This is a genomic window from Brevundimonas sp. FV1ps31S (assembly GCF_058681265.1).
This window is the reverse complement of record NZ_CM178735.1, coordinates 172,960-191,659: the sequence shown is the minus strand read 5'-3', so window position 1 is coordinate 191,659 and position 18,700 is coordinate 172,960. Positions and strand designations below refer to the sequence as shown.

Genomic DNA, 18,700 nt, shown 5'->3' with positions numbered 1-18,700 from the left:
TAAACATGACAGCTAATTTCATCCGGGTAAATACATGAGCGACGAAGATCGCGATCTGGTGCTGTTCGACGGCCCCCGCCGCATCGCCAGAGGCTCGGACGCCGCTGTGGTGTCCGCCTTCCGCAAGGCCGTGGCGGCGTCACCTCAAGCCGCGCTGCGCGTGTTCGATCTGGCGACCGGTCGGCCAGTCGACCTGGACCTCCGCGAGAGGGAACCGGCTCCGCCGCCCCGACGCGGTCGCCCACGCCTGGGCGTCGCGGCGCGCGAGGTCACGCTCCTGCCTCGCCACTGGGACTGGCTGGCCGCCCAGCCCGGCGGCGCCTCGGCCGCCCTGCGACGTTTGGTGGATCAGGCCCGCAAGACCGGCGCGGACGCGGGCGCCCGCCGACGCCGCACCGAGGCCGCCTACGGCTTCATGGTCGAAATGGCCGGTGACGCCCCCGATTTCGAAGAGGCCAGCCGCGCCATGTTCGCGGACGACCGCAACCGGCTCGCCGCCCTGATCGCGCCGTGGCCTGCGGACATCCAGGCCCAGATTCTAGAACTGTTCGATGGCGCCGCATCGACCGAATGACGCTCCAAGACCCTCTCCCGCTTGCGGGAGAGGTGGCCCGGCGTCCGCGCAGCGGACCAGGGTCGGAGAGGGGAGTGTCGCCAAAAGGCTAGACCTCCCCCATCGTCAGGCGTGTCGCTTCGCGCCACGACCTGACACTTCCCCCGCAAGCGGGGCAAGGTCTTCCTCGCCCCATTTCGTGCTATCCCCCGCCCCGTGTCCGACCGCCTGAAAACCTTCATCCGCCAGCGCGCGGCCGAGCTCGGCTTCGACGTCTGCCGCTTCGCCTCGGCCGCTGACGCCTGGCCGGCGGGCGAGCGGCTGCGTCATTTCGTGGACGAAGGCCGGCACGGCGACATGGCGTGGATGGAAACGACCCTGGACCGCCGCCAGCACCCCACCGCCATGTGGGACGAGGCGAAGACCGCCATCGTCCTGGGCATGAACTACGGCCCCGACGACAATCCGCTGGACCAGTTGGCCGACCGTTCGGCCGCCTATATCTCGGTCTATGCGCGGGGCGACGACTATCACGAGGTCATCAAGGGCCGGCTGAAACAGCTGGCGGGTCAGATCGCGGCGCGCAACGGCGCCGACATCAAGGTCTTCGTCGACACCGCCCCCCTGATGGAGAAACCCCTGGCCCAGCGCGCCGGCCTGGGCTGGCAAGGCAAACACACCAATCTGCTCAGCCGCACCCACGGCAACTGGCTGTTCCTGGGGACCATCCTGACCGCCGCCGAGATCGAACCGGACGCGGCCGAGACCGAACACTGCGGCCGTTGCACCGCCTGTCTCGACGCCTGTCCGACGAACGCCTTCCCCGCCCCGTTCCAGCTCGACGCCCGGCGCTGCCTCTCCTACCTGACCATCGAGTTCGCCGGGCCATGGCCGGTGGAGTTCCGCACCCTGACCGGCTCGCGCATCTATGGCTGCGACGACTGTTTAGCCGTCTGTCCGTGGAACAAGTTCGCCCAGGAAGCCCGCGAGATCCGGCTGGCGCCCCGCCCCGCCTTCAACAGCCCGCGCCTTCACGACCTGCTGACGCTTGACGACGCCGCCTTCCGCGCCGTGTTCACCAAGAGCCCCGTCAAGCGCATCGGCCGCGACCGGTTCCTGAGAAACGTCCTCTATGCGGTCGGCAATTCAGACGACCCGAGCCTGATCGCCCCGACCCAGGCCCTGCTGGCCGACCCCGTCCCTCTGGTGCGCGGCGCGGCCGTCTGGGCCCTGTCGCAACTCATGCCTGGCGATGCGTTCACAGCCCTTCGCGACGCAACGACGGAACAAGACCCCATGGTTATCGAAGAGTGGAGCCGTCTCCTCCCCGCATCGTGAGGAGGAGACGGCTCCCAATGGGCGTGGTGGAGAGGCTGCCCGACGCCGCACAGACGCCGAGCGCCTACCTCCAGACAGGCGACGGAGGTTTTGGCCGGACGGCCGATTGCCAACTCGCAGTCATAGCTTGTGAGCGTGTGAGCAAGCCCTGCTCATAAGCTGCGGCGCTCTGTGAGCTTGAAAAATCGCCGTGCGGTTGGCTCGGCACGTAGTCAACGTAAACCGCTTCCAGATCGATGATCGTCACCGATGTAAACATTTGTCTCTCCTATCGTCTCACGACGTATTTCACTCGATTAGCGACACACTATGACAGCCGATTCCCCCGATTTTTCAAGACGACGTTGGAAGAAGCTTGCGGGTCCGCGCGAACCTTCGGAGAAGCGCAGCGTGGACACAGCTCCGCGACAGGGACGAGAACTCAGCCCATCGCCGTCGGCGAAGCCGAACCACCACCCGGCACAGGCGCCACGTCCAGCAGCTTCAGCCGGAAGATCAGCACGGCGTTGGCCGGAATATCCCCGCCCGCACCCGTCTCGCCGTAGCCCAGGGCCGGCGGCACGAACAGGATCCACTCGTCGCCGACGCGCATCTTCTGCAGTGCCTCGGTCCAGCCGGGCACCACGGACTCCGGCGTGAACACCGCCGGCGCACCGCGCGCGAACGAGCTGTCGAACACCGTATTGTCGACCAGCTTGCCCTCGTAGTCGACCTTGACCAGGTCGTTGCGATCCGGGCTGACGCCGCCCGCCGATCCCGACTGGACCACCCGGTACTGCAGCCCGCTGGGCAGGGTCTGGACCCCCTCCGCCTTGGCGTTCTTCTCCATGAAGGCGGCGGCTTCCGCCTTGCCTGCGTTCGGATCGACCGGTTCCGACCGGCCGCAGCCCGCCAGCATCAGAACGGCCCCCAAGAGATTGGCGACGACCGCCGCCCTACCCCATCCGAAGTTCATAGCCGCGTTCCTTCAAGGCTTCGCCGATCTCGTCGGCGTGGGCGCTATCGCGCGTTTCGACCATGATGTCGAACTCGGCGCCCTTGGCCGGCACGTCCAGCGCCAGACGGTTGTGGACCACGTCGATGATATTGCCGCCCAGACCCCCGATCACCGCCGCCATGGCCGACAACATGCCCGGCCGGTCGTCGCCCAGGATCCGGTAAACCAGCAACCTCCGTTCACGGACCATCTCGCGGTTCAGCACCACCGCCAGCATCCGCGCATCGATATTGCCGCCGCACAGCTCCAGCCCGACCTTCATCCCCTTGAACCGCTCGGGATAGGCCAGCAGGGCCGCCAGACCGCCGGCGCCCGCCCCCTCCGACACCGTCTTCTCATAGGTGACGTAATGGGCCACCGCCCGTTCGAAGTCCGCCTCTTCGCAGACGAAGACCTCGTCCACCAAGGGGTTGGCCAGAGCGAAGGGGATGTCGCCCACGGCCTTGATGGCGATCCCCTCGGCGATGGTCTGGCCGGTGCAGACCGGCGGCTTGCCCGCCCGCTTGGCGGTGAAGGACGGGTATCGCGCCGCCTCGACCCCGAACACCTGGATGTCCGGCTTCATCGCCTTGGCGGCGATGGCGCAGCCGGCGATCAGACCGCCCCCGCCGATGGGAATCAGCAGGGCCTCGACGTCCGGCGCGTCCTCCAGCAGCTCGATGGCGCAGACCCCCTGGCCCGCCACGATCCCTTCGTCGTCGAAGGCCGAGACGAAGACATAACCCTTCTCCGCCTCCAGCCGCTGCGCCTCCTCGGTCGAGCCGGTGAAGTCCAGGCCGTGGATGACCACCGTGGCCCCATGCGACCGGGTGCCGTTGATCTTGGCGAAGGGCGTCCCCTCCGGCATCACGATGGTGACCGGCACCCCCAGCCGCCCGCCGTGATAGGCCAGAGCCTGGGCGTGGTTGCCGGCGCTGGCCGCCACCACGCCCCGTTTACGCTCCTCGGGGCTCAGCATCAGCAGCCGGTTCAGCGCCCCCCGCTCCTTGAAGCTGCCGGTGAAATGAAGATTGTCGAACTTGACCCAGACCTCAGCCCCGGTCAGCTGCGACAGCTTGCGGGAATGGCGGGTCGGGGTGCGGTCGACCTGGCCGGCGATTCGGGCCTGGGCGGCCTGGATATCGGCGAATGTGACGGTCATGGGCGTAATCCATACGGCCGCCGGGCGGCGCGCCCGACGAATTTTCTCGCGCTTCTTTCGCGCGTTGTCGGTTCCCGGTCCAGAGGGCGCAACCTTGACCGTGGAACAGGCGTTGTGGGTCATGCGATAATGGATCGGTCGCAGCCTGCGACCGATCCAAGATTATCCGGCCGCCTTCCCCCGAGGCGGACCGGTCCCCCGGAGGAAGCCCATGTCGATCCGCCCCCTCGCCCTCGCCGCCGTCCTGGCCGCGGCCGCCGTATCGGCCTGCGCGCCCACGACCTATCCCGGCGGCGCCCCCGTCAGCGGCCCCGCCGCCTTCAACGCGGCCGACTTCGCCTGGTCGGAACGCTCGGGCCAGTCCGCCATTGAGGGGCGCGTGGCCTATGTCCAGGACGGCAAGACCTATGCCTGCGTCGCCTCGGTCGGCCTGACGCCCGTCACCCCCTATACCCGCGCCCGCTTCCGCACCCTGTACGGCTCGACCGAGCGGGCCGCCGTCCCCGCCGCCGTCGTCCGCGCCCGCACCGTGCCAGACGCCAACGCCAACTACACCGGCTTCGTCCGCTCTGTGCCCTGCGAGAACGGCCGTTTTCGCTTCAGCGGCCTGCCCGACGGCGGCTGGTTCCTGATCGTTCCGGTCCGCACAGGCGACGAGCCCCCCCTGGTGCTGATGCGCCGCGTTGACACCCGGGGCGGCCGCGTCGTCAATGTGACGCTCTAGTTCGGTAAGCCTGCCCCATAAGCGTCTTCAGTAAGCGTTCCCATCCGCCCCGGCCCTCGGCCGCCCTGGGGATCCATCATGAGACTCGCCCTGATCGCCGCCGTCGCCACGACCCTGTCGTCCGCCCCCGCCGTGGCCCAGACCTGGTACCAGCCCCCGATCCGCTACGATCACGAAGCCTATCAGGGGCGGGACGCCTATCGCGCCAGGGACTACGGAGCCCGCTATGACTTCCAGGGTCAGGCCGACCGGCCGGGCGATTATCGCTGCGACGCCTATTGGGACGCCGGCCGCACCGACTGCGGCGCCGCCTGGCGGGACCAGAGACCGGCCCATCCGCGCCGCTACCGCGCCTCTGGCTACGGTTACGGCTACGGTCCCAGCGTCTATCCCGGCGCCTACGGCCGTCCAGACCTGGTCTACCCCGGCGGCGGCTCGACCTATGGACACGGCGGCCGTGACGCCCGTCGCATCGACTGGTGCCGCAGCGCCTACCGCTCCTACGATCCCGCCAGCGGCTATTACCGGACCTATGACGGGCGGCTGGTCTTCTGCGGCTGACCTCGCTCACGAAGATACGACCCCGGTAACGCGGATCGCCATCTTCTGACCACTCCGACCCCGGACAGATCCCTGCTCACGAGACAGTCGGGGAGCGCCTTCTTGTCCCAGCACAACATCATCGGGTCCGAGGCCTTTACCCGAGGCCCCATGATCCTGATCCGCAAATACCGCGCCGGCGGCGCGCGCCGCCGCCGCGCCCGCACGGCGACGGCCTTCGTCGCCGGAGCCGTGGCCATGCTGGTCGCCGGCGTTCTGGGCGCCGCCGCCGTCTTCGGCCCCGGCCTCGCCGTCGGCTAGATCAGGCCAGCCACACCATCATCCGCGTATCCGCCTCGGCCCGCCGCGCCCGGCTCCACGACCGGCGCGTCTCGCCGGTGTAGAGGAAGCCGGCCTTCTCCAGCACACGGCCCGACGCCGGATTGTCGGCGAAATGCCCCGCCACCAGGGCCCGGCGCTTCCACTTGCGGCTGGCCCAGACCAGGGCGGCGTCCAGGGCCTCGGTGGCGAAGCCCCGGCCCCAGTAGTCGCGCCCAATCCAGTATCCAGCCTCAGGCACGCGATCCTCGCCCTCGAACAGGCCGATGACCCCAACCGGTCCCGCCGCCTCGTGCTCGATGATAAAGGTGTTGGCCCGCGCCGGATCCTGGGACGCGACCTGAAGCACGAAGTCGTCGGCGTCCTGGACGCGGAACGGATGCGGCATCCGCTTGGTCATCCGCGCGATGTCGAGATCATTGGCCAGGGCCGCGATCCGGGGCGCATCCTGCGGCGCAGGCGCGCGCAGCACCAGACGCCGCGTCTCTACGACGGGGGAGGTTTCGATGACGCACATGGGCGGTCGCCTCTCTCATTGACCGCCTCCTTGGAGGGCTCGGACGGTCTTCGAGGCGGGGAAACGCAAACGGGGAGCCTGGTGATCCAGACTCCCCGCGGAATATCTTCCCTGGTCCGGATCGGCTGCTTTCAGGAGCAACGCGATCCGGAGTTTTCCAGACTGCGTTACTCGGCGGCGAGCGCCTGAGCGGCGTCGTCATTCGCCGCGAGGATCGACACATAGCATCGGCCGCCGGCTTTCTTGGTGAATTTCACCGCGCCGTGCGTCAGGGCGAACAGGGTGTGGTCGCGGCCCATGCCGATGTTCTCACCCGGGTGGAAGGTGGTGCCGCGTTGGCGCACGATGATGTTGCCGGCCAGCACGCGCTCGCCGCCATACTTCTTCACGCCCAGGCGCTTCGACTCGGAGTCGCGACCGTTACGCGACGAACCACCGGATTTCTTGTGAGCCATCTTGCCGCTCCGTCTTTCCTGAGTGTCCTACCGGCCTTTCGGCCTACTTGAGGACGTCTCTCTTTAACTGGTCTGGCGCGGTGAGGCGCCGGTGAATGTCTTAGGCTTCGTCGCCGGCGGCTTCAGCCTTAGGCGCAGCCTTCTTCTTGGCCGGGGCCTTCTTGGCGGGAGCCGAGCTCTCGACCACGACGCCCTTGATCTCGGCGCCGTCCACGTCGGTCACGACCGTCTCGGTCGAACCCAGCGCGGAGGTCGCGCCGCGGGTTGCCAGGTTGCGGGCCCGCAGGTTGATCTCAGCCTTGGTCGTCAGATCGACCTTGCCGTCCCACTTGGCGGTCTCGCCGGCGCCTTCGATGCCGGTGATGCGCAGGACCGATTCCATCTGGCGGTGGCCGTTGGTGCGGCGATAGCCCTGACGACGGGTCTTCTTGAAGATCTTGATCTTCTCACCCTTGCGGGTTTCGACCAGGGTCGCGCCGACGAAGGCGCCGTCGATCAGGGGAGCGCCCAGGGTCACGCCCTTGTCGCCGCCCAGCATCAGGACGCTGTCGAACTTCAGCTCCGAGCCGGCGTCGCCATCGAGCTTTTCGACGACAATCGTATCGCCCGGTTGGACCCGGTACTGCTTGCCGCCGGTCTTGATCACCGCGTACATGTTGAAGCCTCAGCGCAAACGCAAAAATGAAGACGCCCTCCGGAGAGACCCCCGGGGGCGAAGAGCGGCGACATATACGGAAGGGCGTCTCGGAGTCAACGCCGAACCGGCTGCTTTATCGTCAGTCCAGCGCGCAGATGTCCGGAAGGCCACGCAATCCGCCGGCGTTGTCGAGGCCATAGCCCACCAGGAAACGGTTCGGGGCCTCCCAGCCGACGAAGTCCGGCTCGGGCGCGCGCGGGGCAGGCCAGGGCTTGCGGGCGAAGACGCAGGTCAGGACGTCGGACGCTCCGCCCTCGCGGGCGATCCGCACCGCCTCGGCCAGGGACAGGCCGGTGTCGAAGACGTCGTCGAGGATCAGGACCTTGCGACCGGCGATGGGACGCTGGAACGGCGCATAGACGTCGATCTTGCCGCGGCTGGTCTTGTCGTCGCCATAGGAGGCCAGCCACAGGGCGTCGAACCGGACATTGCGGCCGACGCGCGACAAGGCGCGGGTCAGGTCGGCGGCGAACCAAAGACCGCCGGTCAGCAGGACGGCGGCGACCGTCTCGTCGTCAATGACCGGCGCGATGCGTGCAGCAAGCTCCGCGACGACGCGGGCGATGTCGGCCTCGGCCAGAAGGACGGTCGGCTCGGGAGAGAGATCAGCCATGCGAGGCGGATACCGCCTCGCCATGACCCCTGTCCACTACGGGAATGGGCCGCGCCTCGATCGGAGCGCCCGGGCCACGCCCGCTGAGCCCCGGCGCCACGGCCGAACGCAGGCCGTTGGAGGCGGGCGTAAGTTCCGCATGGGCGTCGGCAGGAGCGTGGTCAGCCGCAGGGTGAGCATCGACCGGCGCATGAGCGTCGGCGGGCGCATGAGCATCAGCCGGGGGATGAGCCGGAGCGGCATGATCATCGCCATGATCTTCCGCGTGCGCCTTCGCCGGCGCCCCATGATCGTCAGAACCGGGGCCCTTGGCCGGCTTGGCGTGGGAGGTTTCCGCCGTCACGAAGTTGACGCCGATATCGGCCGCGTGACCGCCAGGATCGGGGATAAGGACGGCGAACCCCTGGACCTTTCCGGGCAGGACCGGCGCGGCGTCGATGGCGACGATCTTGAATCCGACCTCGGCGCCGTGCTCGTCCAGCAGGGCGACGCGGACCGGAGGGGCCACGATCTCGGCGTCACGCACATTGCGTAGAGCGCCCGAGACCAGAACCATCCCCGGATGGGTAGCGACCTCCTTGGCGGTCATGGCCTCGAAGTCCAGGCCGACAGGGTTCACCGGCGCGCCGACGGCGGCATAGGCGGCCGCAGCGCGCGGGAAGGCCTCGACCACCTCGATCCGGAACAGGAAGGCCGAGACGATCACGCCGACAAAGGCGCTGGCTAGGCCCGCCCAGACCACGCCATGGGTCGCGGCGCGTCGCAGGCGACGCTGCTGTTCGGCGCGGGCGCGGAAGGCCTTGGGCAGTTCAGGCGCCGGGGTCTCGGCCAGGCTGGCGGGTTCGGCGGCGGCGTCCGGCTCGGGCGTGGAGATGGCGCGGGGCTCGGGCGCGACGCTCAGTTCCAGCGGTTCGTCGCTGGTCGCACGCCAGATTTCGCCGCACGATTTGCAGCGCACCTTGCGCCCGTTCGCGCCCACGGCGTCGTCGGGAATGAAATAGCTGGTGGCGCAGGCGGGGCAGGTCAGTATCATGTGGCTGACTGCGAGGCTGTCGCCCCCTCCTGTAAGGCGCGATTTCGCACCCTGTCCCTGAAACAAACTCAATGCCGTCCCCGCCACCCAGCGCCGCCGATTCCGCCCCCGTGACCGAGACCGTCCGCCTGTCGGGCGTGGGTTTCGGCTATGCGGACGCGCCCGACGTGCTGCGAGACGTTAACCTCATTCTGACGCGAGGCTCTTTCCACTTCCTTACCGGGCCGTCTGGCGCCGGAAAGTCTTCGTTGTTGCGTCTGCTGACCCTGGCCGACCGACCGACCACCGGAACGATCCGCCTGTTCGGGGCGAACGTCTCAGACATCGACCGGCGCGACATCCCCGCCTTTCGCCGCCGCATGGGGGTGGTGTTCCAGGATTTCCGCCTGCTGGATCATCTGTCGGCCTTCGACAACGCCGCCCTGCCGCTGCGGCTGGCGGGCGGACGCGAGGCCGACTACGCCGCCGATGTGGAAGAGATGCTGAAATGGGTCGGCCTGGGCCGCCGCATGGACGCCCGCCCCCCGGCCCTGTCTGGCGGTGAGAAACAGCGGCTGGCCATCGCCCGCGCCGTCATCACCCGGCCCGGCCTGATCGTCGCCGACGAACCGACCGGCAGCGTGGACGCCGTCATGGCCGACAAGCTGCTGCGCCTGTTCCAGTCGCTGAACCGTCTGGGCGCCACCGTCCTGATCGCCAGCCATGACCAGGCCCTGGCCGAACGCTCGGGCGCTCAGGTGCTGCGGCTGGACCAGGGCCGGCTCAGCAAGGCCCAAAGGGCTGCGGCATGATCCGTCTGTCCGACTTCCGCCTGTCGACGGGACGCCCCGGCCTGCTGCCGCCCGCCGCTGCGGGCGAGCCCTGGCTGATGACCGTCATCGCCGTTCTGTGCTTCCTGGCCTGTCTCGCCGCCGTCGCCGCCTCGGCCGCCGACCGCGCCGCCCACGGCTGGGCGCGCCAACTGGGCTCCGAGGCGACAGTCCAGGTCCGGCCCCGCGTCGGTGAAAGCGGCGACACCGCCGCCGCCCGCGCGGCCGAGACCCTGTCCGGCGTTGAAGGGGTCGAAGAGGCCGCAGCCCTGAACCGCAAGGCTGCCGAGGACCTGTTGCGCCCCTGGCTGGGCGACGCCGTCCTGCCCGACCTGCCCCTGCCCCATCTGGTGACGGTGCGGCTGAACCCGGACGCCCCCGCCAGCGCGGTCAGCCTCAGCCGCGCCCTGGCCGAGGCCGGGCTGGACGCCACGGTCGACGACCACAGTCTTTGGCGCGGCGAGGTCGAACGTTCGGCCGCCCTGATCACAACCCTGGCCGCCGCCGCCTTCCTGGCCACCGCCTTCGCCGCCGCCGCCGCCATCGCCTACGCCACCCGCGCCGGCCTGGCCGCCGGGCGCGGGGTGATCGAGACCCTCAGCCTGAACGGCGCCACCGACGGTCGCATCGCCTGGCTGTTCCAACGGCGTTTCGCCCTGATCGCAGCCGGAGCCGGCGCCATCGGCGCTGGATCGGCGGGCCTGCTGCTGGCCTTCCTGCGGTTCCTGGGCGGTTCGGACGGCCTGACCCAGGCCCTGCCGGTGACCTGGGGCGACCTGCTGCTGCTCTCGCCATGTCCGCTGCTGGCGGCTACGGTGGCGCTTGTCGCGGCCAGATTCGCCGCCATGCAGGTGCTGGGCTCAGACAGGAGGAAGGCATGAGGCTGCTCGCCGTTGTCGGCATCGTCGTCCTGATCTGGCTGGTCGGCCTGTTCGCCTTCGCGCACCGGGTGCGCGAACTGACCCCTGCCGACGATCCCGTCGCCGCAGACGCCATTGTGGCCCTGACCGGCCCATCGGCCGAGAGGGTCAACGCCGCCATCCGCCTGCTGGAACAGGGCAAGGGCCAGCGCGTCCTGATCTCGGGCGTCAACCGCGAGGTCCGCCGCCGCGAGCTGCGCGAGCTGACGCCGGGCTCCAGCCGTCTGTTCAACTGCTGCGTCGACCTGGGCTTCGAGGCCGAAGACACCGTCGGCAACGCCCAGGAGATCGCCGCCTGGGCCCGGTCCAAGGGCTATGACGACCTGATCGTCGTCACCTCCGACTATCATATGCCCCGCTCGCTGGTTGAGATTCGCGGCCAGCTGCCGGGCGTGAAGCTGACCCCCTACGCCGTCTCGACGCCGTCCCTGGATAACAGGCACTGGTGGCGGGCGACGGTGACGGCGCGTCGCATGACGCTGGAATACATGAAATATCTCGCCGCCCTGGGCCGCGAAGGCGTCCGTCGCCTCAGTCGCGACGCCCCCGCGTCTGACGTTGGGTCCGACACCCCTGTCTCCGACCTTCCCCCCGAAAAGGCCCCTGCCTAAGTGAACACCCTGCGTTCCCTGCTCTTCACCGCCTGGCTCTATCTGTCGATGCCGATCGTCGCCATCGGCCTGTCGCCCATACTGTTGGCGCCGCACCCTTATGCGCAGGGCGTCTGCAAACTCTGGGCGAAGATCGTGCTGTTCGGCCTGCGCTGGATCGCGGGCGTCAAGGTCGAGGTGCGGGGGCTGGAGCACGCGCCGTCGGGCGCGGCCCTGATCGCGTCGAAACACCAGGGGATGCTGGACATCGTCGCCCTGTTGGCCGTCCTGCCCGACGCCTGTTTCGTGATGAAGAAGGAGCTGATGCCCCTGCCCTTCTTCGGCTGGTTCGCCTGGAAGGCCAAGATGATCGCCGTGGACCGCGCGGGCCACGCCAAGGCGTTGAAGGACATGACGCGCCAGGCCCGCGAGCGCCTTTCCGAAGGCCGCCAGATCGTCATCTTCCCCGAGGGCACCCGCAATGATCCCGGCGTCCCCGGCGACTACAAGCCCGGCGTCGCCGCCATCTACCGGGACCTGGAAGGCCCCTGCTGGCCGGTCGCCACCAACTCGGGCGTCCATTGGCCGGCCCACGGCTTCCGCCGCTATCCGGGCAAGGTGGTGTTCGAATTCCTGGAGCCGATCCCTGCCGGACTGAAGCGCGGCGCGATGATGGCGTTGCTGGAAAGTCGCATAGAGACGGCTTCAACCGCCCTCTTGGAGCCAAAGGCCCAGCTCGAACGTATGGGGTGACCGATATCGTCAAGGAACTCCCCCTCCATGTCCCGCGTCCCGTCTCCGCGTCCCCTTCGTCTTCGCACCCTGGCTCTGACCGCCGTCGCCGCAACCGCCTTCGCCGGCTCCGCCCTGGCCCAGTCCCAGCCCTATGAGCAGATCCGTCCCGCCCCGCAGGGCTGGACCGTCGATCTCGGCGTCGGCGCCCTCTACAGCAAGGACAGCGGCGGCGACACGGGCTCCGAGACCCAGGTCGTGCCCTGGGTTTCCGCCAACTACCGCGACGTCGTCTATGTGAACGCCATCGACGGCCTGGGCTGGAACGCCGTCAAGACCGACGATTTCCGAGCCGGCCTGCAACTGCGCCCGCGCTTCTCGCCCGAAGACATCGAGGGCCTGGACCTGGATCGCCCCGACTTCGGCGCCGACGTCGCCGCCTACGCCTTCAAGCGCCTGCCCGGCAATATCGTGGTCGGCGGCCGCGTCAGCCGTGACGTGACGGACGTCAGCGAGGGCACGGAATACTACGCCTCGGTCGGCCATCAGCGCGTGACGCCGATCGGGCTGATGAATGTTTCGGTCTATGCCCGCGGCGGCGACGCCAAGCTGGCCGACGCCTATTATGGCGTCAGCGCCGCCGAAGCCGCCCGCAACGGCATCGACGCCTATTCGCCGGGCAGCGGCCTGCAAGGCGCGGGCGCCAGCCTGTTCCTGCTGGTTCCCTTGAACGACAAATGGGGCGCCGGCGCCCTGGTCAACTACGAGCGCCGCCTGGGCGACGTGGCCGACAGCCCCCTGTCCCAGGAAGACGACACCATCCGCACGGGCGTCTTCTTCGCCCGCCGCTTCGGCGGCTGAGGAAAAGGCGGCGACCGATCAGGTCGCCGCGAACTCGCTGAGCGCGTCGATCACGGCCCGGTTCTGATCTTCCGTGCCGATGGTGATGCGCAGCGCCTGAGGCAGGCCGTAACCGCCGACCGGGCGCACGATGACGCCCCGAGTGTTTAGATGGTCGTTGGCGGCGGCGGCGCGCTCAGCCCCTTCGAACACCACCAGCACGAAGTTGCCGGCGCTGGGTAGGACTTCCAGGCCGAAGCCGCGCAGGGCCTGGGTCAGGCGCGGTTTCCAGTTCGACACCAACTCGCGCGACGCCGTCTGGTGCGCCTCGTCGAACAGGGCGGCGGTCGCGGCCTCCAGCCCCGGCACGGAGACGTTGAACGGCAGGCGGATGCGGTCGATGGCCTCGGCCACCTTCAGCGGCGCATAGCCGAAGCCGATGCGCAAACCGCCCAGGCCGTGGATCTTGGAGAAGGTGCGGGTGACGACGATGTTGGTCGCGTCCTTGGCCAGAGGGAAGGCGGTCTCCCAATCGGCCTCGGTCACATATTCCGCATAGGCCTCGTCGATCACCAGAATGACATTGGCCGGCAGGGCCGCGTGCAGGCGGCGGATTTCCTCGCCGGTGTTGTAGCTGCCGGTCGGGTTCGACGGGTTGGAGACATAGACAATCTTGGTCCGGTCATCGACCTGGGCCAGCAAGGCGTCCACCTCGGCCTTGAAATTGGGTTCGGGCGCCAGCTTGACCTGGGCCTCGCAGCCCAGGGCGCTGATCCGATAGGCCAGGAAGCCGTACTGGCCGCAGACGATATTGTCGCCCGCCGTCAGATAGGTCTGGTTCAGCAGGGCGAAGACCTCGTCCGAGCCATTGCCGAAGATCAGCCGCTCGGGCTCCAGTCCGTGCTTCTCCGCCACCGCATCGCGCAGCTTGGTCGCACGCCCGTCCGGGTAGATGTGGATGTTCTTGATCGCCGCCTCATAGGCCGCGCGCGCCTTCTCGCCGGCGCCCAGCATGTTCTCGTTCGAGGACAGTTTCATCGGCTCGGCGACGCCGGCGATAGACGACTTGCCGCCGACATAGGGGGCGATGTCGAGAATGCCGGGCTTTGCCTGGGGGCCTTGGGGCGCGCGCGCGTCGGTCATGGAAAGCCTTGAACTCAGAAGATGGGGGCGGCGCCGATAACGCCGGTCAGGCGGCCGGGGGCTTTGGTCAGCCGCCCGTCCTCGGCCTGCACATAGCCCGTCAGCATGAACAGCTTCAAGCCGCCCGCCGCCGCAAGGGAATCTGCGACCAGCCCGGCCTCGCCCAGGGCGTCGATGATCTTGGCGTCAGACCAGCCGCTGTCGGTGACCCAAAAGCTGCGGTCGCCCCCGGTCGGACCGGAGACTTCCCTGGAGACGAGAAAGGCCTGGGGCCGCGCTCGCCCGTCGTCGGGCAGGGCAGCGACGATCTTCAACTCCGGCCGGGCCAGAAGCCGGCCCCACCAGGGCCGGACCGGCGACAGGTCGAGCAAGGCGCGCGAGCCGGCTTCAACGGCCTTCAGGGCCTCGTCGGCTGACAGGGGACGAGCGCCGAGACCATATCTGTCGGTCGCCAGCGTCTGCGCCAGTCCGCCGCTCGTCACCAGGGCGGGCCCCGTCGCCGCCTCGATTCGCCCCCACAGGGCTTTCAGCGCCACCCGTTCGCCAGGGCCGATATCCGCCATCAATTCGCGCAGGGTCAGGACGCCGGCGTCGAACCGGTCTCGCGGACCGGCCGCGAGTCTGGCCCGGACGGCCTCGACCACCGCCCGGTCCAGGGCGTCAAGGGCCTCATTGGCCTGGGGTTCATGCAACAATCTCATCAGAACAACTTGGGCGCTGGGGCCAGGGGGAAGGGCCCCAGCCAGGTTCGGCCGTCGCGGAAGACCAGGGTCAGCGGAACCTCTTCGCTACCGGCCGCCTGCGCCGCGCCCGCCACGGCGGCGGCCCCGGCGGCGCCGACCCGGTTCGCCGTTCCCTGTCGCGAGTCCAGCAACCCCGACAGGGCCGGCAGCGGCTTGCGCGACTGCAGCGTCACCCGGCCGGTCAGTCGCCCGTCGGCGTCGGCTCGCAGCACATCGCTGCTCAGGGTGGCGCGGCTGTCTCCGGCCTGCAGATCGCCCCGCAGATTGCGGAAGGTCCCGCCGCCCCTGGTCCATTCGGAAAAGACGCCGGCGGCGTCTCCGCCCTTCAGCATGCTGGCCTGGCCGATCGTCGCCTCCAGCTGTGTCGTCAGCTGCCCGTCCTGGGCAAAGCCTTCGATCGGACCATCGCGTCGCCCCTGCCCGTCGACCAGGCGGAACATGACGTCGATGTCGTCCGTGGCGACCGTCGAACCCTCCAGATGCGGGCGGGAATAGAATTCGATCCGCGCCGCGCGGGCGATGGGGAAGGGTTCGCCCTCAGGCAGGGCCGTGAAGATCGGATTGATCAGTTCGACCGCCAGATTGGGCCAGCGCTGATCGACGCCGTTGGCGCTCATGCGGATCGCATCGCCGTGGACCGCGACCCTGCCCTTGCCGGCGCGTGTCAGGACCAGACCGTCCGGGGCGACGACGACCCATTTGGTCGGCTGGTAGGCATTGGCCTCGGCGTTCAGCTCGGGCGCGGCGACGGCGTGGCCCGACGGGGCCGCGATGGTCACATGGGTCAGCCTGACGTTTGCGCGGAAAGGCCAGCCGACGATCCGCTTCTCGGCATAACGAACCTCCCAGCCCTGCTGACGCAAGGCCGCCGCCTGGAGCTCCAGCCCCGCGTCGATCCGGCGCGTCAGATAGAACCACCAGCCTGTCCAGGCGGCCAGGGCGATCAGCAACAGAATGAAGGGCGCGTACAGCCCCGCGCGGCTGTGACGCCTGGTCGGAAGTTCAGTCATGGGATCTTCTTAGTCGATGCGACGCCCTGCTCGCTACTATCAGAAACGTCGCCGCAACGGAGATGTTCAGTCCGCCAGGAAGGTCCGCACCGTCTCCACAGCGTCGGCCAGGCCCATCCGCTGGACCTCGGTCCCCGGCGGCAGGCTGGCGAACAGGCGAGTCGGGGTGGCGGCGTCCAGCATCAGGAACACCCCCTTGTCGTCCCCGCGCCGGATCAGCCGCCCGAAGGCCTGGGCGATGCGGGCGCGGGCCAGGGCGTCGTCGTATCCCTTGCCTTGCGAAAACTGGTTGCCCAGCCGTTCGCGCCGCGCCTTGTGCAACAGATCCGGACGCGGCCAGGGCACGCGGTCGAAGGCCAGCACGCGCAGGGACCGTCCCGGCACATCCACCCCGTCCCGCACCGCGTCGGTGCCCAGCAGACAGGCGTTCTCCTCGACCCGGAACATATCCACCAGGGCGCCGACTTCCAGCGGATCGACGTGCTGGGCGTAAAGCGGCACCCCCGCCTTCGCCAGGTCCGGCCCCAGCCGCTCATAGACCGCCTTCAGCCGACGTATGGCGGTGAACAGGCCCAGTCCTCCGCCCCCGGCCGCCAGGAACAGCTCTCGCATCGCCGCCGCCGTCTGGCGCGGATCGTCCTTGACCAGATCGTTGACGACGATGACCCGGCTGTTGGCCGCATAGTCGAACGGGCTCTCGACCTTCAGCGTGCGCGGCGGCTCGATCAGCCGCGCCGAGCCGGTCCGCAGCCGCGCCAGGTCGAACGGGTCTTCCTGCAACGGATCAGACAGGGTGGCCGAGGTCACCAGCACTCCGTGCGCGGGCGCGATCACCGCCGCCTCCAGCGGCACGGTCGGGTCGATCCAGTGGCGGCGCAGGGCCACATCGTGAATGCGGCCGAAGGCGGTCTCGGCCGACAGCCAGTCGACGAAGTCCGGATCAGGCTGATCCCCGCCGTCCTCCAGCGCCGCCAGCATCGAACGCCAGCCGGGCAAGGTCATCCGTGCGCGCCGGTCCAGCCCGCGCAACGCCCCCTCGATCCGCGACCGCTGCGACCCGTCGAGTTCGGCCGCCTCGTCATCCAGAATATCCTCCAGATGCCGCGACAGGGCCAGCAGGGGCGCCTCGATGGCGGCCAGGGCCTGGGCCGCCGCGCGGGCGGTCTCCGCCACCGGGTCGGTGACCGGCTTCAACGCGCATTCCATGCCGAATTCGGCGCCGCCATAGGTGTTGGTCTCGGCGGTGCGGGCGCGCAGTTGATCCAGGGCGGCGGCCAGGAAGGCCTCGATGGGACCGATGGGATTGACCTCGCCTGAGGCCGGCGCCACGCGGCCCGACACGCCCTCGCCCGGCAGTGCGGCCGAGGCGCGGATGGCGTCCTGAAGCGCTTTCAACGCGGCGTCATTGTCCCCGACCATGTCGCCCAGCCGCTGCTCCAGGCCGCGTCCGCGACGCCCCTTGCCCTCCGGCCCGCGAATCCAGCGACGCAGTTCGGCCGCCTCCTGCCCCGACAGACAGGCGGAAAAGGCGCTGTCGGCGGCGTCGAACAGGTGGTGGCCCTCGTCGAAGACGATCCGCTTCAGCGCCGCCGTCTCGCCGTCCTGCTTCTGCCCGCGCGCCGATCGCGCGCCGTCGAACGCGGCTTGGGTCAGGACCAGGGCGTGGTTGGCGATGACCAGGTCCGCGCGACGGCTGGCGCGGATCGTCTTCTCGACGAAACAGCTGCGATAGTGGGGACAGGCGGCGTGGACGCATTCGCCGCGTCGATCCACCAGATTGGCCGCCCCCGCCGCATGGGCGGGCGCCATGGCGAACAGGCCCGGCAGCCAGCCCGGGAAATCCCCTCCGGTCATGTCCCCGTCGCGCGTATGCAAGGCCCAGCGCCCCGCCAGGGCCAGGCCGATCAGGTCGCCGTTCCCCAACTGGGCCGCCTGGACCATGTCCTGAAGATTGAGGACGCACAGATAGTTCTCGCGGCCCTTGCGGATCACGGTCTTCCTGCGCCGCTCCTCCGGATCGGGCCACAGCGATTGGCTCTCGCGGTCGATCTGGCGTTGCAGGGCGCGGGTATAGGTCGAGATCCAGGCCGCCCCCTGGTTCCGCTCGGCCCACAGCGAGGCCGGCGCCAGATAGCCCAGGGTCTTGCCCGTGCCGGTGCCCGCCTCGGCCAGCAACACGCGCGGCCGCCCCTCCTCGTTACGCGGCGAAAAGGCGAAGGCGGCTTCGGCGGCATAGTCGGACTGGGTCGGCCGAGTCTCGTCCAGACCCGAGGCCTGAAGCAGTTTGGCCAGCCGGATGCGCGCGCTCTCGCTGTCGACCGGCGCCGAGCCCGCCTCGCCACGCGGCGCCTCGTCCTCCCACTCCGTCAGCCGGCTCCAGACGTCCAGCCCCGACCCGCGATGCTGCCGCGCCCGCACCCCGCCGGCCTCCAGTGCCTGCACCACCCGCTCGCCCCAGGCCCAGCCCGCCCGTTGCAGGGTCAAGGACAGGACATAGGCGGCTTCACGCTCCGGATAGGCGGCCTGAGCCAGTTCACGCAGCAGCACGGCAGCCGCCTCACGCAACACCGCCGCCTGCGCCTCGGGCGACTTCGGCTCCGACAGCCCCAACGACAGGGCCAGCCCTGTCGGCGACGGCGCACAGAACTGCGCCGGCCGCACGAAGGCGTACAGCTCCAGCACATCCATCAAATCACCCGACCGGGCCGGCGGCGTCAGCCCCAGCCGCCGCGCCGTCAGCGACGCATGGGCCACCAGCACGGCCCCGCCGGTGAACAACCCTTCGGCCGCCCCCCGCCCGATCTTCCTCGCCCCCGCTTCATCGCACACCGCCCCCGCCCCCGGCGGAGTGGCGAGCGCCGGCGGCAGGGCCAGCCAAGGCTCGGCGCCGGTCAGGCGGGATTCAGCAATGACGGATTCGTCGGACACGGCCGATAGATAGCGACCCCGGGGCTGAAACGGAACGG

At 69.2% G+C, this 18,700-nt stretch carries 21 protein-coding genes; 10 read left to right on the top strand and 11 right to left on the bottom strand.

Going from position 1 to position 18,700, the window contains the following annotated elements; translation table 11 throughout:
• Positions 1–34: 34 nt before the first annotated feature.
• Both ACVPT3_RS00895 and queG read left to right on the top strand, forming a co-directional pair.
• Positions 35–574, top strand: coding sequence for a DUF2239 family protein (locus ACVPT3_RS00895; RefSeq protein ID WP_492042358.1), 540 nt, complete (start codon positions 35–37; stop codon positions 572–574).
• 195 nt (positions 575–769) lie between these two features.
• On the top strand, positions 770–1,891 hold the full coding sequence (queG, locus tag ACVPT3_RS00890) for a tRNA epoxyqueuosine(34) reductase QueG (protein WP_492042357.1): 1,122 nt from the start codon (positions 770–772) through the stop codon (positions 1,889–1,891).
• 421 nt (positions 1,892–2,312) lie between these two features.
• On the opposite strand, the gene ACVPT3_RS00885 is transcribed toward queG, so the two are convergent.
• Together ACVPT3_RS00885 and ACVPT3_RS00880 are read right to left on the bottom strand one after the other, a co-directional pair.
• Positions 2,313–2,846: an FKBP-type peptidyl-prolyl cis-trans isomerase gene (locus tag ACVPT3_RS00885; protein WP_492042356.1), complete on the bottom strand. Its 534-nt coding sequence runs from the start codon at positions 2,844–2,846 to the stop codon at positions 2,313–2,315.
• Positions 2,827–4,029, bottom strand: a complete 1,203-nt coding sequence (locus ACVPT3_RS00880; RefSeq protein ID WP_492042355.1) for a threonine ammonia-lyase — start codon at positions 4,027–4,029, stop codon at positions 2,827–2,829. Before ACVPT3_RS00880 ends, ACVPT3_RS00885 begins: the two co-directional genes overlap by 20 nt.
• Before the next feature lie 211 nt (positions 4,030–4,240).
• Here ACVPT3_RS00880 and ACVPT3_RS00875 point away from each other — a divergent pair, with 211 nt between their 5' ends.
• The 3 genes from ACVPT3_RS00875 (at position 4,241) to ACVPT3_RS00865 (ending at position 5,614) form a co-directional block, all read left to right on the top strand.
• Positions 4,241–4,753, top strand: coding sequence for a hypothetical protein (locus ACVPT3_RS00875; RefSeq protein WP_492042354.1), 513 nt, complete (start codon positions 4,241–4,243; stop codon positions 4,751–4,753).
• 78 nt (positions 4,754–4,831) lie between these two features.
• Entirely contained in the window at positions 4,832–5,314 is a 483-nt protein-coding gene (locus ACVPT3_RS00870) for a BA14K family protein (RefSeq protein WP_492042353.1), read from the top strand.
• 102 nt (positions 5,315–5,416) lie between these two features.
• Entirely contained in the window at positions 5,417–5,614 is a 198-nt protein-coding gene (locus tag ACVPT3_RS00865) for a hypothetical protein (protein WP_492042352.1), read from the top strand.
• Position 5,615: 1 nt separating this feature from the next.
• Here ACVPT3_RS00865 and ACVPT3_RS00860 read toward each other — a convergent pair whose 3' ends face one another.
• From ACVPT3_RS00860 to ACVPT3_RS00840, 5 genes are all read right to left on the bottom strand, one after another.
• Positions 5,616–6,149 carry a GNAT family N-acetyltransferase gene (locus tag ACVPT3_RS00860; RefSeq protein WP_492042351.1) on the bottom strand — a complete coding sequence of 178 codons (534 nt, stop codon included), beginning with the start codon at positions 6,147–6,149 and terminating at the stop codon, positions 5,616–5,618.
• A 167-nt stretch (positions 6,150–6,316) separates the two neighbouring features.
• Positions 6,317–6,604 (bottom strand): 50S ribosomal protein L27, encoded by a 288-nt coding sequence (gene rpmA, locus ACVPT3_RS00855; protein ID WP_267515499.1) that lies wholly within the window; start codon positions 6,602–6,604, stop codon positions 6,317–6,319.
• Between the two features lie 100 nt (positions 6,605–6,704).
• A complete protein-coding gene (gene rplU / locus ACVPT3_RS00850) occupies positions 6,705–7,259 on the bottom strand; it encodes a 50S ribosomal protein L21 (RefSeq protein WP_267515498.1) in 555 nt (184 codons plus the stop codon).
• A 121-nt stretch (positions 7,260–7,380) separates the two neighbouring features.
• Positions 7,381–7,914, bottom strand: coding sequence for a phosphoribosyltransferase (locus tag ACVPT3_RS00845; protein WP_492042350.1), 534 nt, complete (start codon positions 7,912–7,914; stop codon positions 7,381–7,383).
• Complete coding sequence (locus ACVPT3_RS00840; protein WP_492042349.1) at positions 7,907–8,947, bottom strand: MJ0042-type zinc finger domain-containing protein; 1,041 nt, start codon at positions 8,945–8,947, stop codon at positions 7,907–7,909. The genes ACVPT3_RS00845 and ACVPT3_RS00840 overlap by 8 nt, the downstream gene beginning before the upstream one ends.
• A gap of 71 nt (positions 8,948–9,018) precedes the next feature.
• Here ACVPT3_RS00840 and ACVPT3_RS00835 point away from each other — a divergent pair, with 71 nt between their 5' ends.
• From ACVPT3_RS00835 to ACVPT3_RS00815, 5 genes are read left to right on the top strand one after another with little or no spacing between them, the layout of a single operon-like run.
• Positions 9,019–9,738, top strand: a complete 720-nt coding sequence (locus ACVPT3_RS00835) for a cell division ATP-binding protein FtsE (RefSeq protein ID WP_492042348.1) — start codon at positions 9,019–9,021, stop codon at positions 9,736–9,738.
• Positions 9,735–10,637, top strand: a complete 903-nt coding sequence (locus ACVPT3_RS00830; protein ID WP_492042347.1) for a cell division protein FtsX — start codon at positions 9,735–9,737, stop codon at positions 10,635–10,637. The genes ACVPT3_RS00835 and ACVPT3_RS00830 overlap by 4 nt, the downstream gene beginning before the upstream one ends.
• On the top strand, positions 10,634–11,287 hold the full coding sequence (locus ACVPT3_RS00825; RefSeq protein ID WP_492042346.1) for a YdcF family protein: 654 nt from the start codon (positions 10,634–10,636) through the stop codon (positions 11,285–11,287). Before ACVPT3_RS00830 ends, ACVPT3_RS00825 begins: the two co-directional genes overlap by 4 nt.
• Complete coding sequence (locus ACVPT3_RS00820) at positions 11,288–12,019, top strand: lysophospholipid acyltransferase family protein (RefSeq protein WP_492042345.1); 732 nt, start codon at positions 11,288–11,290, stop codon at positions 12,017–12,019.
• A gap of 27 nt (positions 12,020–12,046) precedes the next feature.
• Positions 12,047–12,859: a MipA/OmpV family protein gene (locus ACVPT3_RS00815; RefSeq protein ID WP_492042344.1), complete on the top strand. Its 813-nt coding sequence runs from the start codon at positions 12,047–12,049 to the stop codon at positions 12,857–12,859.
• An 18-nt stretch (positions 12,860–12,877) separates the two neighbouring features.
• Here the strand turns inward: ACVPT3_RS00815 and hisC are convergent, their stop codons facing one another.
• The 4 genes from hisC to ACVPT3_RS00795 form a co-directional block, all read right to left on the bottom strand.
• The gene (hisC, locus tag ACVPT3_RS00810; protein WP_492042343.1) at positions 12,878–13,981 is read right to left on the bottom strand and encodes a histidinol-phosphate transaminase; all 1,104 of its coding nucleotides are present in this window, start codon (positions 13,979–13,981) and stop codon (positions 12,878–12,880) included.
• A gap of 14 nt (positions 13,982–13,995) precedes the next feature.
• A complete protein-coding gene (locus ACVPT3_RS00805) occupies positions 13,996–14,682 on the bottom strand; it encodes a hypothetical protein (protein WP_492042342.1) in 687 nt (228 codons plus the stop codon).
• Positions 14,682–15,734, bottom strand: a complete 1,053-nt coding sequence (locus tag ACVPT3_RS00800) for a DUF2125 domain-containing protein (protein ID WP_492042341.1) — start codon at positions 15,732–15,734, stop codon at positions 14,682–14,684. The genes ACVPT3_RS00805 and ACVPT3_RS00800 overlap by 1 nt, the downstream gene beginning before the upstream one ends.
• 66 nt (positions 15,735–15,800) lie before the next feature.
• Positions 15,801–18,662 carry an ATP-dependent DNA helicase gene (locus tag ACVPT3_RS00795; RefSeq protein ID WP_492042340.1) on the bottom strand — a complete coding sequence of 954 codons (2,862 nt, stop codon included), beginning with the start codon at positions 18,660–18,662 and terminating at the stop codon, positions 15,801–15,803.
• Positions 18,663–18,700 lie beyond the last annotated feature (38 nt).